Origin of the sequence: Brevibacterium yomogidense (assembly GCF_900163715.1) — a bacterium.
In the GTDB taxonomy this organism is placed as follows: domain Bacteria; phylum Actinomycetota; class Actinomycetes; order Actinomycetales; family Brevibacteriaceae; genus Brevibacterium; species Brevibacterium yomogidense_A.
Genome location: NZ_FWFF01000005.1, coordinates 169,148 through 182,709 on the forward strand (window position 1 = coordinate 169,148; position 13,562 = coordinate 182,709).

The following is a 13,562-nucleotide window of genomic DNA, read 5'->3' on the forward strand; positions in this document are numbered from 1 at the left end:
GACTACCGTTTCCGGCGGAGCATCCGACGGGCGCGACGCCGTAGGCGGGCGATGCGGCCGAGGCCCTCGCTCACGCGGATGGAGAGGTTCCCGCGCACTGTCGTATACACGGTGACAGTCCGACCATCCGTGAACGTATACGAAGGTTCCGAGAGGTCAGCGGCAACGCGTCGACGAACCGTTCCCCTCGTGGTTTCCACCAGCATGTACACGTCGAACAGTCGAACATCCCGGGGCCTGGACAGCTGCCCCTTCGGTATCGCGAGTTCCCAGTTGTCATCGGTGACGTCGATCGAGATCGTCGACGGAGCGGTCGTGCCATTGCGTTCCACCAGCTCCACGGTCGCGCCTCTCGCCGACGATGATTGATCACCTCGGATGTGGAGCGTCCCACGGACCATGCGGATATCGACCGCCGAGTACTGCGCTGTGTATGCCGATGCCCATTCTTTGAGGCCCTCAGCGTCATCGTCCATCGCGGCGTCCATGAGGATCCGCGCCTCGTCGCGCAGTGCGGATCGTCGATCGGCAGCCTGCAGATGACGTTCCACGAACTCACGCTGCGGTGCGAACCACGCACGCAGGCGCTTCGGCCTCGCGTTCACAGCCTTCTTCGGCTGTGTCCCCAGAGTCGCCTTCCGCTGAACCAGCTCGGCGATGATCCGATTCGCTGTATCGCGATCGCGGCACAGTGCGTCGACGTTCTCGACCATGGTGCTCACCGATTGCAGATATGCCTCTGGATCAATCGCGCGCTTCGACAGATGGTCGCCTTCGTCGTGGTGCACCAGCACGTAGTAGACGCGATCCACGAGGATCGACACGCGTGAGGCCAACAGGTATGCCCGAGAGAGGAAGATCCCGTCTTCCAGACGCACCTTCCCCTCGGGAAAGCGCACGGTGTGATCCACAAGGAGGCTCCGCCGAAAGAGCTTCTGCGGGGTGAGTGTGGTGAAGACGGTCGGCAGATCGGCATCCACCTGTGTCGTGGCATAGCGTCCCTGTGCGTATGTGCGACCTCCACTCGCGACCATCTTCGGGACGACGACGTCACTTCCGTGCTCATCTGCGAAGCGCACAAGTGATTCAAGCGCCTGTTCATCGCCCAGCACATCGTCGGGGTCGGCGAAGAAGATGTACCGACCCTTCGCCTGCTCGATGCCCCTGTTGCGCGGTGCACCGGCCCAGCCGGAGTTCTCCTGATGAATCACTCGAAGCTGCGGAAAGTCCTCCTGCAGAGATTCGAGATACGCTCCGCTTCCGTCCGTCGAGCCATCATCGACGGCTATCAGCCCGTAGTCGCTGAGTGACTGCTGTCGAAGACTGGCGACGAATGCAGGCAGGAAGGGTCTGGCGTTGTACACCGGCACAACGACGGACACATCGATCGGAACGGTCATGGCGATGTCCTCTGATGCTCTGGAAGATTCACATCCATCAGCGACGATGAACTCATCGAGTGTTTCACACCACAGGTGGGCGACCGTTCATCGACATCGCAAGGAGTCCACGTCCGGAGAGCTTCCGGTGCGGCTCGTCCTCAGCCCACGGATCGTCGCGCCATCCAGAACGCCACCCTTCGAACCAGGGACGCAGCTGGTCGGGCTTCGACCGCCAGCGGAGCATCTGCACCAGGGTCCATGACCCGACATACGCCCAGCTGAAGGGGAACGGCAGATTGCGCCGGGCGAGCCACACACGGTTGCGCGCATTCATGAAGAAGTACTCGTCGTGCCGCTTCGGGTCGATGACTGGGTGAGCCGCGGTGATATCCCCCATGTACCAGACCTGGTATCCAGCGTCCCAGACTCGCCACGCAAGCTCGATTCCTTCATGCGCGTACCAGAACGGCGCCGGCCAGCCGCCAGACTCGTCGAAGGCACGACGCTGCAGTGCCACTGCTCCTTCCCACACGGAGAAGACGCTTGAAGACTGCTCCGCGGAGCCCTTCCGGAGCCGTGGAATCCACCTGGTCGGAGCGTCGTCCCGAGTGGGGTCGATGACGCGAGGCTGGACGAGACCGATCCGCGGCTGCGTCCGCATGAGCTGTGCCATACGCATGAGCGTCGTGTCGTCGGGCAGCCAGGCGTCGTCGTCCAGGAAGAAGAGGAACTCACCGCTCACATGCGGGACCCCCTCGTTCCTTCCCGCGGGTATCCCCAGGTTCTCCGGCAGCGCCAGGGAGCGCACGCCCTCAGGCAGGCCCGTGGGCTCCCACCCATTGCCGACGCACAGGATATCGAGGTCGACCCCTCGCTGCGCCTGCAGCGACTCGAGGCCCCGTCGGAGGTCCTCCGGTCGTTTCCCCTGGGTCAGGACCACGACACCGAACCCGTAACGGCGCGACGTCAGAGGGGTGAACGAAACCTCAGGCTTCGCGGTGTCAGCTGCGCCGCCATCCGGGGGTGCCGGCGCTGCCGAAGGCCTGGGCGACTTCGCTGTGGTGGGTGGTGGGAGTTCGAAGGTCTGGGTAGCTTCGTCCAAAGGACCCACGTCGAGCACATGTGCGTCGCGACGCAGGTGCGAGCTCCTGTCCCAGGCGTTCGGCGAGTCCGGAAGATCGAACGGGCCGTCATTCTGAGGGACCTGGTGCGAACGCCCCGGATCCGCCGTGAGCAGTTTCCGATTGCGACGTGGATCGTTCATGCGAGCCTCCTTGACGCCATGATCGCGATGAAGTGGCCTACCACGGACAGAGCGCAGAGGGCCGCGAGTACTACGATGAGCACCCGATCGGCGGTGAGGCCGATCCCGGGGATGAGACCCACCAGCGCAGCACCCACTGCCAGCAGCGACAGCTCGACGGAGTGGTAGATGCGGTGGAACGGCACGAACCGCGCGGTGCGCTTGAGTGCGGCGACGACTCCGCGGGGGATGTCCGTCGCGGCGGCCGTGTCGGGGAGCTTGTCGAGTCCGTTGAAAGCACGCGCCACGTGGACCATGTCGTTGAGCGCCTTGTTCAGCAGGACGCACCATCCCAGAGCGAATCCGGCGACGACGAAGGGGTAAGCCTGGCCGGGGTCCGTACGGAGCAGCGACAGGTCGCCCACTGCGCGGAATCCGAGCGCGATCGCGACAGCCCCCTCGGTGGTGTAGTGCCCCACTTTGTCGAGGAACACACCCTTCGCGCTGCTGGTGCCCCGCCAACGGGCGACCTCACCATCACAGCAGTCGAAGTAGAGCTGGAGCTGCGAGAAGAAGAGCGCGAGCAGCGCCCCCACTATCCCCGGGATGAAGAGAGCCGCAGCGATGCCCCATCCCGACAGGATCATGAGTCCCGTGACTCCGTTCGCGGAGATCGGGGTCCTCACCAGTACCGCAGTGAGGTAGATCGAGATGTGGCGGAGGTAGAGCTCCGCTGTCCAGTGCTCAGCGTTCTTGCGCGCGCGCACATGGGGCGGCTGAGCTACCGCACGCAGTTCGTCGAGGGTCGGCGAAGCGGTGCGCTGTGCCGTGGACATCACACGCCCCTCTCCGAATCACGTGGCTCATCGCCATGGATGACACTCAAGTTTACCGTTCGTTCATCTCGTATGCTCGAACTCAACATTCCGATGCGGACGTGTCAGGCCGGCACGCTACCCAGGTCATTCTTGATCTGCGTTGTGGAGATCTCAGGGGTACGCGGCAGGTAGATGACCTCGCACTGGTCCTGCAGGAAGTCGAACTTCCCCGTCCAGTCGTCCCCCATGACGAACGCGTCGATGTGGTACTTCTCCACATCGGTCGCCTTCTGCTCCCAGTTCTCCTCAGGGATCACCAGGTCGACGTAGCGGATCGCTTCGAGCATGTTCTTGCGGTCGTCGTAGCTGAAGTACGACTTCTTGCCCTTGCCGGCGTTGAACTCATCGGTCGAGAGTGCCACCACGAGGTAGTCGCCCTGCGCCTTGCAGCGCTGCAGGAGACGGATGTGTCCGTAGTGCAGCAGATCGAATGTGCCGTACGTGATGATCCGGCGCATATAGATTCCTCCTCGTAGCACCCACCAGTTGACTTACCGATGTTACCGGGGCGACACGCGGAATTCACTTCAGGCTTTTCGCTCCGTCCTCAGACGAACAGCCCAGACTGCAGCATCTTCGAACCGTGACTGCTGCTGTCCGGGCCCCGTCGGGCCGAGGTAATGGGAGGCGAGCTCGTCGGCCAGCGCGCAGGCGTCCTCCGTATGAGCAAGAGCGTCGCGCAGGTCTACTCCCGCCCTCGCTGCATCGTGCGGTTCAAGGGACCGTGCTCGGTCGAAGAGTCCTCCGTCGATCACTTCTGCTCGAGGATCCGCGGGGCGGAGCATGATGAGCGGCCGTCCAGTGGAGAGCCAATCGACCGCGACGGATGACATCTCACACACGGCGGCGTCCGCCACGTCCAGCTGCCAACTCACCCCGTCAGAGGTATCGAGAAAGCCATTCGCACGTGCGTTGACGAGCCGCTCGCATTCCTGACGCGCATGTCGCGCCGCCGGCGAGACGACCCCGGTGCGCGGATGCGGACGGTAGATCACGCGGAACCCCGCATCGAACAGCGACATGAGCAGCTTCATGCCAGACAGAGCGACAGTCCCATAGGCCATCTCCGGTGAGTCGCCCTCCCACGTGGGCGCGACGAACACGACTGGTCCCTGCTCCCTCGCGGCGCTGGAGTCAGACCACGCAGAAGGAACACTCCGCGGCTCGTCGAGCTGAGGCCGACCGATGTCCATCATCCGCGTCTCCGGCATTCCGATGAGCTCACCGAGGATCCGCTCTCGTGCCGCCGTTCCGGCAGTGAAGACCCAGTCATATGCCTTCAGCTGATTGGAGATCATGGAGGCCTTCTCGCTCTCGCCATGATTCAGATGGACGTGCGCGGGACCGGAGAAGCGCAGTGCCTGGAAGTTCTTCATCGACTGGTTCACATAGAAGACGACGCGGAGCTCAGGCTGCGACATGAAAGTCGTCAATCCGGAGAAGAGACGGGAGAAGCGGACGGGCAGAGTCGTGTGCTCGGAGATCGCCAGTGCATGATCGGCGGATCGGCACAGGATCCCCAGCGGCTGCGGGACCCCGAACTCATCGCGCAGATGTGCGTTCAGCCCGTCGAGCGGGCGGAGCCACTGCTCCAGTTGGTACGCAGAGTCCTCATCTCCGGCGAAGTGGACGCCGGCTATGAACCCGTCGTCGTCTCGCGGTCGCATCGAGTCCGGCACATGGGCTTCCTGCACACGTGCCGTCGTCACGCTCCGTGATCGCCGCATGATCCGCGCACCGCGTTCGGTGAACGCAGCAGTCTGCGCCCGAAGGCTCCGTGTCGCGGCGGTCAGTCGCTGCTGGAATTCGGCCATCCACTGATTCTGCCTCACGAACAGCGAGATAGAGGGACCAGCTCCCGCCGGCGCTGATATAAGGAGATATGCCTGTTGCACGCCGTTACATGGGAGTCTGGTACGACCAGCCCTCCCCTCCCCCGTCTCACGGCCGCAGCAGCACCGTGACCTTCGTGCTCCGCTGCGCCTACTGTGAGGGATATGAACGACATCGTGGTCGCTGTCAGGGGCTGGTGACGTGCGGCGGGCCGACGAGCACAGTCCCGAACGCCTCGGCGAAGGATCGCGTGTGACGTTCGGCAGAACCGGAGCCTTCTGGACCGCAGCCATCGTCCTGGCGCTCGTCCTCTGGTCCAGCGGTGCGCCCAGCGTGCTCTATCCGATCTACGCACAGCAGTGGGACCTCTCTCCGGTGGTGGTCACCACAGTGTTCGCGACGTACCAGCTCGCGCTGCTCGTCGTCCTGCCGATCTTCGGCAATCTGTCAGACAGGTTCGGGCGCCGTCTCGTGATGATCGGAGGCGTGGCGCTGCTGGCGGCCTCCGCGATCGTCTTCGCCTTCGCCCCTCACGTCAGTTTCCTCTTCCTGGGGCGTGCGCTCCAGGGCGCCGGCTCCGGCCTGGCGATGGGCGCCGCGACGGCCTCTCTCGTCGAGAACAACACCACCGGCAACCCCCGATTCGCCAGCTCACTGGCCACGATCGCGACGGCCGTAGGGCTCACCTGCGCCCTCGTCCTCAGTGGGGTGTTCGCGCAGTTCCTTCCCATGCCTCTCTTCTGGAGCTACATCGTTCTCCTGGCGCTGACTGTCGGCGCGGTGATCGCTCTCGTGCTGACGCATGATGATCGACCGACCCACACACGGTCGTGGCGGCCTCAGGCTCTGCGCCTCGCTCCGGGGCTGCGCCTGAGCTTCTCGATAGCCACGCTCTCCGTGTCGCTCGCGTACTGCGTCGGTGCCATCTTCCTGTCGCTCGGCGCGCAGATGATCGCGCAGTTCTCCCAGACGTCCGACACCGCTGTGACCGGACTGCTCCTCGGATGCTCATCGGCGGCCATCGGCGTGACAGCCCTGCTGCTGTCACGTGTGAGCCCGCACGCCGCAGTCTGGGCCGGAACGTTCCTGACCGTCGCCAGCCTCGCTCTCATGGCCTCGGCGGCGGTGTTCGGATCGATCCCGCTCTTCCTGTGCTGGTGCGTGATGGGAGGCGTCGCCTACTCGTTCGCGTTCACCGGTGGCCTCGGGGTGATGAACCACGCCGCGCCGGTGCACAGTCGCGGTGCTTCACTCTCCTTGCTGTACGTCGTCGCCTACGCACTCCAGGCCGCCACCGTCATCGGCATCGGCGCGTTCGCCACTGCAGGGACGCTCCGCACCGCCGTCGGCGCTGCGGCGGTCGCGCTCACGGGGCTCTGCGTCGCGCTGCTGGTGCTGACGATCGTCGATGCACGCAGGACGTCGCGCTCCTCCCAGCAGGCAGCCACCTCGTCACCCGACACGGACATCCCTCAGCGTTAGAGTGGTTCTGCACCCACGCACCTCGCTGCACGCCCGCGGCAGAAAGGCGGCTCTCATGGAATACCGCTACCTCGGCAACTCCGGCTTCAAGGTCTCCGAGATCACGTACGGCAACTGGCTCACCCACGGCTCACAGGTCGAGAACGACATTGCCACGCAGTGCGTGCACGCCGCACTCGAAGCAGGTGTCACGACGTTCGACACGGCTGACGTCTACGCGAACACTAAGGCGGAGCAGGTCCTGGGCGATGCGCTGCAGGGCCAGCGTCGCGAGTCGCTGGAGATCTTCACGAAGGTCTACAACCCGACGGGCCCCAAGGGGCCGAACGACAGCGGTCTGTCCCGCAAACACATCATGGAGTCGATCAACGGCTCCCTGCGCAGGCTCGGCACGGACTACGTCGACCTCTACCAGGCACATCGCTTCGACTACGAGACGCCGCTCGAGGAGACGATGCAAGCGTTCGCCGACATCGTCCGTCAGGGCAAGGCCCTCTACATCGGTGTCTCCGAATGGCGTGCAGACCAGATCCGCGCCGCCCACGCGCTGTCGAAGGAGATGGGCTTCCAGCTCATCTCGAACCAGCCGCAGTACAACATGCTGTGGCGCATCATCGAGGCCGAGGTCATCCCCACCTCTCAGGAACTGGGAATCTCCCAGATCGTCTGGTCCCCTATCGCACAGGGCGTGCTCACCGGCAAGTACAAGAAGGGCCAGGCGCTTCCGGCTGGGTCCCGCGCGACGGACGAGGCTGGTGGCGCCCGCGCTGTCCAGCGATATCTCTCCGACGACTACCTCGACGCGGTAGCACAGCTGGAACCCATCGCCGCGGATCTGGACCTCACGATGGCTCAGCTGGCCATCGCCTGGGTCCTGTCCCATGAGAACGTGGCCTCCGCTCTGGTGGGCGCCTCACGGCCGGAGCAGATCGAGTCGAACGTCCAGGCTGCCGGCGTGAAGCTCGACGCTGATGTGCTGAACCGCGTCGATGAGACGATCGGTCACCTCGCGGAGCGCGACCCCGCGAAGACCGTCTCCCCGGAGACTCGTCCCAGCTGACAACGCGGCCCGAGACAGCGGGCAGCCGTCCAAGCACGACAAGCATGACCCCGAGGTCCCCATGAGGCGACGAGATCGCATCCTTCCGAACGTCCCGATCTTCCATCTGCTGTGGGGGATTCCTGAATCCTTCGGAGGAATGACGACTGTCGCGCTGCAGCGCGCTTCACTGCTTGCGGATGCCGACAGACGCCGCCTGGATGTACTCACCCTCTCCCCTGACCTCTCTCCGCGCACTCGACAGCGAGAGCTGTACCTCGAGGGACTTATCAGCCGGCGTATACGGATCCGGAACCTCTGGGACGAGCTGAGGCACGCCAGCGATCATGCGCTTGGACGGATGTCCGCAGGCGCACCAGCTGGCAACCATTCTGATCGTGAGCGCACGCCCACTGCTGGGCACACGGACCATGTGGTCGCCGATGAGAACGGCCGCGAGCTCCAAGTCGCACGATTCCGCACGAATGGAACTCTGCTTCTTACAGACCGCCAAGATGTGACAGCACCTGGAAACCGAGGGGGCAGACGTCTCACCCTGTACTCACGACGTGGCCGAGCCATTGGGCAGTGGAGCAGTGCGACGTCGTTCTATCACGCTTGGCTTCGCTTCGTCACCGGAGCCAACGAGTCGGTGATCATCTGCGACTCCGCATTCGCGGGTGGGCTCATGCATTCGTTCACGAGTCCCCGCGGATCTCTGATCCAGGTGATCCACTCACACCACCACGACAAGAAGAACAACGCTCTCGGCAAGCTGGCGGCAGGAAAGTTGCCGATTCTCAAGAACGCGGACAGGTATGACCTCGTCGCAGTCCTCACCGAACGGCAGAGACGGCATCTTCTCGACGAGAACATCGCGTCAGAGAACATCGTTGCCATTCCGAATCCATTTCACGGAGTCATCGGCACAGCGGCTGAGACAAGGCGTCGCGAACGCGGAATCATCGTGTCGAGACTTTCAGGGATCAAGCGGTTGGACCACGCGATCCTTGCGCTCGCGTCGTCCACTTCCCCCATCGTCCCCACGCTCGACATCTACGGGGACGGGAAGCAGCGAAAGCCTCTCGAGCGATACATCGCTGACCTGGACGTCGAAGAGCGCGTGCGCCTGCACGGCCACGACCCGGACGCGCGCAGCCACTTCGCGCGCTCATCCTTCAGCCTCCTCACCAGTCGCACCGAGGGCCAGTCGCTGATGCTCGTAGAGAGCATGGCTAACGGGTGCATTCCGATTGCGTACGACATCGACTACGGCCCCTCGGACATCATCACCGACGGGGTCGACGGATTCCTCGTTCCTGCGGGCCGACCGGACGACCTCGCGCGCGCCCTCGACACGTTCCTCGATATGGATGAGGAAGGTGTCGCTGCCATGCGTGGAGCTGCCCTCGAGACGTCGAAGAGGTTCTCGGCAGACACCATCGCCGCGAAATGGGCGGACGCACTCCATCGGGTGGTGAGTGCCTCCTCGGTGGAGCGTACAGAAGCGAGCGCGATGGTCTCCGCCCTTCTCGTCGAGGTCAGCACCGTCGATGATCGCCTCATCTTCTCTGTGCGGGTGGACGGCCTGGGTCCGGGGGCCATGGCGTGGGCGAAGCTCGCTCTGGTCGGGCGACGCAGCAGCGGGTACATGCGCCTGCCGATGCAGGTGTCTTCGCAGGAGCACAGCGTGCTCCTGCGCGGGGAGCTGGCGATCGACCGACTCGTCCTGGGATCCTCCGGAGTGCTGGATCTCTTCCTCGATGTCCGGATCGACGACGCACGGACGCGCACGCGGCTCGAGGCCGGAAACCATCCGGAGCCTGTGCCCGTCGGTGATCTGGAGGTGTATGCCACGAAGCATGGGAATGCGAGTATCCGCCGCGCCGGATGAGTGGGCTCCCCCGCTGGCGGCAGCGCGAGAGATACGCTGACCGGGTGTCTTTTATGCGCTTTTCGAAGCAGCGACGTCTCGCTGACTTTCTGACAAACGAGCTCACCGATCCGATCAAGCAAGATGCAGGCGCCCACGTCGTGGACCTGGCGAGTGGGCGGACCGCTTTCGGGTTCCGTCACGATGAGCCCAGGATCATGGCGTCGACGACGAAGCTCTTCACCGCAGGCACCGCGCTGACCCACCTCGGTGCGGATGCGACGCTCACCACCCGCTTCTGCTCAGCAGACCGTCCTGATGCGGACGGCGTCCTCCACGGCGACCTGTTCGTGATCGGCGACGGAGACCCTCTCCTGGGCGATCGCACCTTCATCGATGCGCGCTACGGAGGCGTCGGCACGCCCGTGGACAGGCTGGTCGAGGCGGTCACCACTGCGGGAATCCGGAGCATCCGCGGTCGTGTCGTCGGCGACGGGAGTCTGTACGCGCACGAGGACCGGCCGTCGCCCACGGTCACCGCTCTGTCCTTCAACCAGTCGAGGGCCGACCAGCCTGTCCTGTTCGCCGCGGAGCAGATCTCGCAGGCATTGGAGGCGGCCGGGATCAGCATTGCCGCCCCAGCCGCCGAACACGCCGTCGACGGAGACGCTCACCACGAGGTGGGACGCATCGACTCACCCTCCATCCTCGACCTGCTGACCATCTGCGGACACGAGAGCGACAACGTCATCGCAGTGTCCATGGCAAAGCGCTCAGCAGTCGCCGGCGGCGCCTCGCAGGGCTCGTCGCAGCGTGGCACCCGGCTCATCGAGCAGCATGCTGCGGACCACGGAGCCGATATCAGCGTGCGCACCGGTTCAGGACTCGGTGAAGCGAACCGCTGCGCGCCGCGGGCGATCACCTCGTACCTCGCGGCGATGAACAGCTCGCCGCTGTACGGCGCGTTCGAGGCGACCCTGCCGCGGGCAGGTACGGACGGCACCCTCCGCTATCGCCTGCGGAACACTCGCGCCGCACAGGTCGTGCGGGCGAAGACCGGCACGCTCACGGAGCGGAGGGAGGTCTCAGGTCGGCGAGTGCGGCGCCCTCTGCAGGATTCCCTCGCGGGCTACTGCCGGGGCCGGAAGCGATCGGTCGCATTCTCGTTCGTCCACGAACGCGCAGAGGACCTCACCGGTTCTCGCGTCAGCATCGACCGGATGGTCGAGGCGATCGTCGACTACTGCGACTGAGGGCGCCAGCGTGATGGAGCGTGTGTGCACCGCAGCAGACGATCAGGCGCGCGCTGGCATGAGGTATCCCCGCACCGTCCTCCGCAGCTGCGCGAGCAGGTCCGTCGAACCGTCGCTGCCCACAACGCCCAGATACAGCGCCCCGATGAGCGTCGTGATCCACTGAGCGGCTTTCCGGGGTGCGAGGCCCGGGTCCGTCTCCCCGGCCTTGATCGCCCGAGTGAGCAGCTCCTCGATCCCGGCCTGCTCCTCATCGTCGACTTCCTCGAGGATCGTCCGCACCTCCTCGTCGCGCTGCGCCTGCATCATCGCCTCGAGGACGAGCTGTGACACCAGCGGATGAACGGTCGCCGGAGCTGCAAGATGCTCGACGAACGCCAGCAGCGCCTCGAGCGGACGCTCGCTTCGTCGCAGCCCCTCCAGCATCTCGCCCGTCTCCCGCCTGTCGTCGGTGAGAACCGCGATGAACAGCGGCTTCTTGCCGGCGAAGTAGTGATACAGGCGACCGGGACTCATCCCCACCGCATCGCAGATCATGGCCGTCGTAGTCCGCTCGAAGCCATTCTCCGCGAAGAGCAGCGCCGCCGCATCCATGATCTGCCGCCGGTTGGCGGCGTGCTTGGCCGGGTCGACTGTCCTCGCCACAAACCCTCCACAATTCACAGACTGACCGCTCGGTTATATGCTGTAGTCTCGCACACGAGCCGGAGGTCCTCCACCTCAGCACCGCATATCGGACTCGTCTGATCCCGAATCCATTCAGCGCCCCAGGAGCCCCGCGATGAGCGCACCATCTACCACGATCACCCTCGACCGCCGCCTCACACCCGTCTTCATCGGACTGGGAGCGGTTGCCGGTCTCGCCCTGGCTTTCATCGCCGGGCCCGTCACCGCCTGGCTGCTCGACCGCGTGGACTCCGCTCCGGTCTTCCTGCGCATCGTCGACGAGGTCCCGCTCGTCGTGGCACTCCCGGCGCTGACCGTGATCGGCGCGCTCGCAGGCTGGTTCGTGTTCGCGATCTGGGAGGGTGAAGTCGGCACAGTGACCCTCGATGCGGACGGCGTGCTCATCACGAAGGAGAAGTCATCGGCTCGTTTCATGACCGACGAGATCGCGGAGGCCTTCCTCGACGGCGACGAGCTGGTACTCGTCGACGACGCCACCCGGGAACTCTCCCGCACCGCATCGGACAACGGGTTGGAACCGCGCCTTCGCACGGCCTTCGAAGCCCACGGCATCACGTGGCGCGGCAACGAGGACCCTCGCGGAGGCGCATTCCAGCCGTGGGTCGATCGCGGTGCGGAGCTCGACGCAGAAGACCACGCGCTGCTGCGCGCCCGTCAGCGGGCACTGACCGACAAACGCGCAGGAGAGGCCGCCACCCTGCGTGATCAGCTGCGCGATCGCGACATCGTCGTCCGCGACAGGGACAAGGCTCAGCAGATCCGACGGATCACCGGCTGAGAATTTGCAGTCCTCACCCCTCCGCGAACCTCGCAGCGATGAACTGGGCGCCCTCCGTCAGCGTAAAGTTCGCTTCGTCCAGCAGCCTGCCGAAGTGCAGGTAGGAGTGCAGCACGCCCGGCACTTCCCGCACATCAGGGGTGTGCCCCGCCCGCCGCAGCGACTCCGCAAACGCCGTCGCATCGTCCGCCAGCGGATCCAGTTCCGCCGAGCGCATGAACACCGGCGGCAGTCCGCTCAGGTCCGAGCGCAGCGTCTGCACGTACGGGCTGTCGGCATCCGCCGGATCCGCGTACAGCGCGTCCTGGAAGCCGGACAGGTCGTCCATCTTCATGCCGTCCCACCAGCCGCCCCACAACCGGCGCGCCGCGGAATCCTTCAGCCCGAAGCCGCCGTAGATCAGCACCAGGGCCTGCAGCCGCGAGAACACGTCGGGAGCCTCGTCCCGCAGCAGCAGAGCGGCACCGATCGACAAGCCCGACCCTGCGGAATCCCCCGCGAAGGCCAGCCGGCTGCCGTCCAGCCCCAGCTCCTCGCCGTGCTCCGCCACATGAGCCGTGACTCCGGCGCATTCGCGCAGCGCCTGCGGGAACTTCACCTCCGGCGACAGGGAGTAGTCCACTGCGACGACCGCCGCCCCACTGTGATGGGCGAGCATCCGGTGGATGCGGTCGTGCGTGTCCAGGTCTCCCAGCGTGAAGCCTCCGCCGTGGAAGAACAGGATCGCGGGGACCAGGCCTGACCCATCCGCGCTCCCGGCGGCGTCCACGGTCACCGGCAGGTGGATCCGCACGGGCACATCCACCCCCGCGGCGTGGATCCGCAGCTCCCGCGTCGACGCCATCGTCGGCCCGCCCTCGTTCCAGAAGGCTCGCTCCGCGCGATAGTCCGCCCGAGCAGCCTCGGTGGGGTCCTCCGGCAGTGTCAGCTCCGCCCGTCTGCGGGCCTCGTCGTCGAACTGGTGCTCCAAGACCGCCCGCATCTGCGGAGTGATCTTCGCCCGCAGATATGCGGGCAGGTCCTCGAAGCGCGACCGCGTCGCGCCGGAATCGTCGTGCACAGAATCTCCTCTCGCAGCACTGCCGCTGGCAGAACCGCCGCTCACAGAACTGCT

Annotated in this window: 12 protein-coding genes; 5 read left to right on the top strand and 7 right to left on the bottom strand. The window is 65.2% G+C overall.

The window, feature by feature from the left end; genetic code table 11:
• Positions 1 to 2: 2 nt before the first annotated feature.
• The 5 genes from FM105_RS04570 to FM105_RS04590 form a co-directional block, all read right to left on the bottom strand.
• Positions 3 to 1,400, bottom strand: coding sequence for a glycosyltransferase family 2 protein (locus FM105_RS04570; RefSeq protein WP_087005461.1), 1,398 nt, complete (start codon positions 1,398 to 1,400; stop codon positions 3 to 5).
• Positions 1,401 to 1,464: 64 nt separating this feature from the next.
• Complete coding sequence (locus FM105_RS04575; RefSeq protein WP_306298557.1) at positions 1,465 to 2,322, bottom strand: glycosyltransferase family 2 protein; 858 nt, start codon at positions 2,320 to 2,322, stop codon at positions 1,465 to 1,467.
• A gap of 320 nt (positions 2,323 to 2,642) precedes the next feature.
• Complete coding sequence (locus tag FM105_RS04580; RefSeq protein ID WP_087005465.1) at positions 2,643 to 3,461, bottom strand: CDP-alcohol phosphatidyltransferase family protein; 819 nt, start codon at positions 3,459 to 3,461, stop codon at positions 2,643 to 2,645.
• Positions 3,462 to 3,565: 104 nt separating this feature from the next.
• On the bottom strand, positions 3,566 to 3,961 hold the full coding sequence (gene tagD, locus FM105_RS04585) for a glycerol-3-phosphate cytidylyltransferase (protein ID WP_087005468.1): 396 nt from the start codon (positions 3,959 to 3,961) through the stop codon (positions 3,566 to 3,568).
• A 69-nt stretch (positions 3,962 to 4,030) separates the two neighbouring features.
• Positions 4,031 to 5,317 (bottom strand): CDP-glycerol glycerophosphotransferase family protein, encoded by a 1,287-nt coding sequence (locus FM105_RS04590; RefSeq protein WP_087005472.1) that lies wholly within the window; start codon positions 5,315 to 5,317, stop codon positions 4,031 to 4,033.
• A 271-nt stretch (positions 5,318 to 5,588) separates the two neighbouring features.
• On the opposite strand from FM105_RS04590, the gene FM105_RS04595 reads away from it, so the two are divergent.
• From FM105_RS04595 to FM105_RS04610, 4 genes are all read left to right on the top strand, one after another.
• Positions 5,589 to 6,818 (top strand): MFS transporter, encoded by a 1,230-nt coding sequence (locus FM105_RS04595; protein WP_256970226.1) that lies wholly within the window; start codon positions 5,589 to 5,591, stop codon positions 6,816 to 6,818.
• Positions 6,819 to 6,873: 55 nt separating this feature from the next.
• On the top strand, positions 6,874 to 7,878 hold the full coding sequence (locus FM105_RS04600) for an aldo/keto reductase family protein (protein ID WP_087005474.1): 1,005 nt from the start codon (positions 6,874 to 6,876) through the stop codon (positions 7,876 to 7,878).
• Positions 7,879 to 8,545: 667 nt separating this feature from the next.
• On the top strand, positions 8,546 to 9,751 hold the full coding sequence (locus tag FM105_RS14650; RefSeq protein ID WP_179207067.1) for a glycosyltransferase: 1,206 nt from the start codon (positions 8,546 to 8,548) through the stop codon (positions 9,749 to 9,751).
• Between the two features lie 53 nt (positions 9,752 to 9,804).
• A complete protein-coding gene (locus FM105_RS04610) occupies positions 9,805 to 10,983 on the top strand; it encodes a D-alanyl-D-alanine carboxypeptidase/D-alanyl-D-alanine-endopeptidase (RefSeq protein WP_179207068.1) in 1,179 nt (392 codons plus the stop codon).
• Between the two features lie 42 nt (positions 10,984 to 11,025).
• On the opposite strand, the gene FM105_RS04615 is transcribed toward FM105_RS04610, so the two are convergent.
• The gene (locus FM105_RS04615) at positions 11,026 to 11,628 is read right to left on the bottom strand and encodes a TetR/AcrR family transcriptional regulator (RefSeq protein ID WP_087005483.1); all 603 of its coding nucleotides are present in this window, start codon (positions 11,626 to 11,628) and stop codon (positions 11,026 to 11,028) included.
• 136 nt (positions 11,629 to 11,764) lie between these two features.
• On the opposite strand from FM105_RS04615, the gene FM105_RS04620 reads away from it, so the two are divergent.
• Entirely contained in the window at positions 11,765 to 12,448 is a 684-nt protein-coding gene (locus FM105_RS04620; protein ID WP_087005486.1) for a YqeB family protein, read from the top strand.
• 13 nt (positions 12,449 to 12,461) lie between these two features.
• On the opposite strand, the gene FM105_RS04625 is transcribed toward FM105_RS04620, so the two are convergent.
• Positions 12,462 to 13,508 carry an alpha/beta hydrolase fold domain-containing protein gene (locus FM105_RS04625; protein WP_256970227.1) on the bottom strand — a complete coding sequence of 349 codons (1,047 nt, stop codon included), beginning with the start codon at positions 13,506 to 13,508 and terminating at the stop codon, positions 12,462 to 12,464.
• Between the last annotated feature and the right edge of the window lie 54 nt (positions 13,509 to 13,562).

Bases quoted from the DNA above. Each gene is read 5' to 3' on its own strand.
- FM105_RS04570 (WP_087005461.1), bottom strand. From the start codon at position 1,400: ATGACCGTTCCGATCGATGTGTCCGTCGTTGTGCCGGTGTACAACGCC.
- FM105_RS04580 (WP_087005465.1), bottom strand. From the start codon at position 3,461: ATGTCCACGGCACAGCGCACCGCTTCGCCGACCCTCGACGAACTGCGT.
- tagD (WP_087005468.1), bottom strand. From the start codon at position 3,961: ATGCGCCGGATCATCACGTACGGCACATTCGATCTGCTGCACTACGGA.
- FM105_RS04590 (WP_087005472.1), bottom strand. From the start codon at position 5,317: ATGGCCGAATTCCAGCAGCGACTGACCGCCGCGACACGGAGCCTTCGG.
- FM105_RS04600 (WP_087005474.1), top strand. From the start codon at position 6,874: ATGGAATACCGCTACCTCGGCAACTCCGGCTTCAAGGTCTCCGAGATC.
- FM105_RS14650 (WP_179207067.1), top strand. From the start codon at position 8,546: ATGCATTCGTTCACGAGTCCCCGCGGATCTCTGATCCAGGTGATCCAC.
- FM105_RS04610 (WP_179207068.1), top strand. From the start codon at position 9,805: ATGCGCTTTTCGAAGCAGCGACGTCTCGCTGACTTTCTGACAAACGAG.
- FM105_RS04620 (WP_087005486.1), top strand. From the start codon at position 11,765: ATGAGCGCACCATCTACCACGATCACCCTCGACCGCCGCCTCACACCC.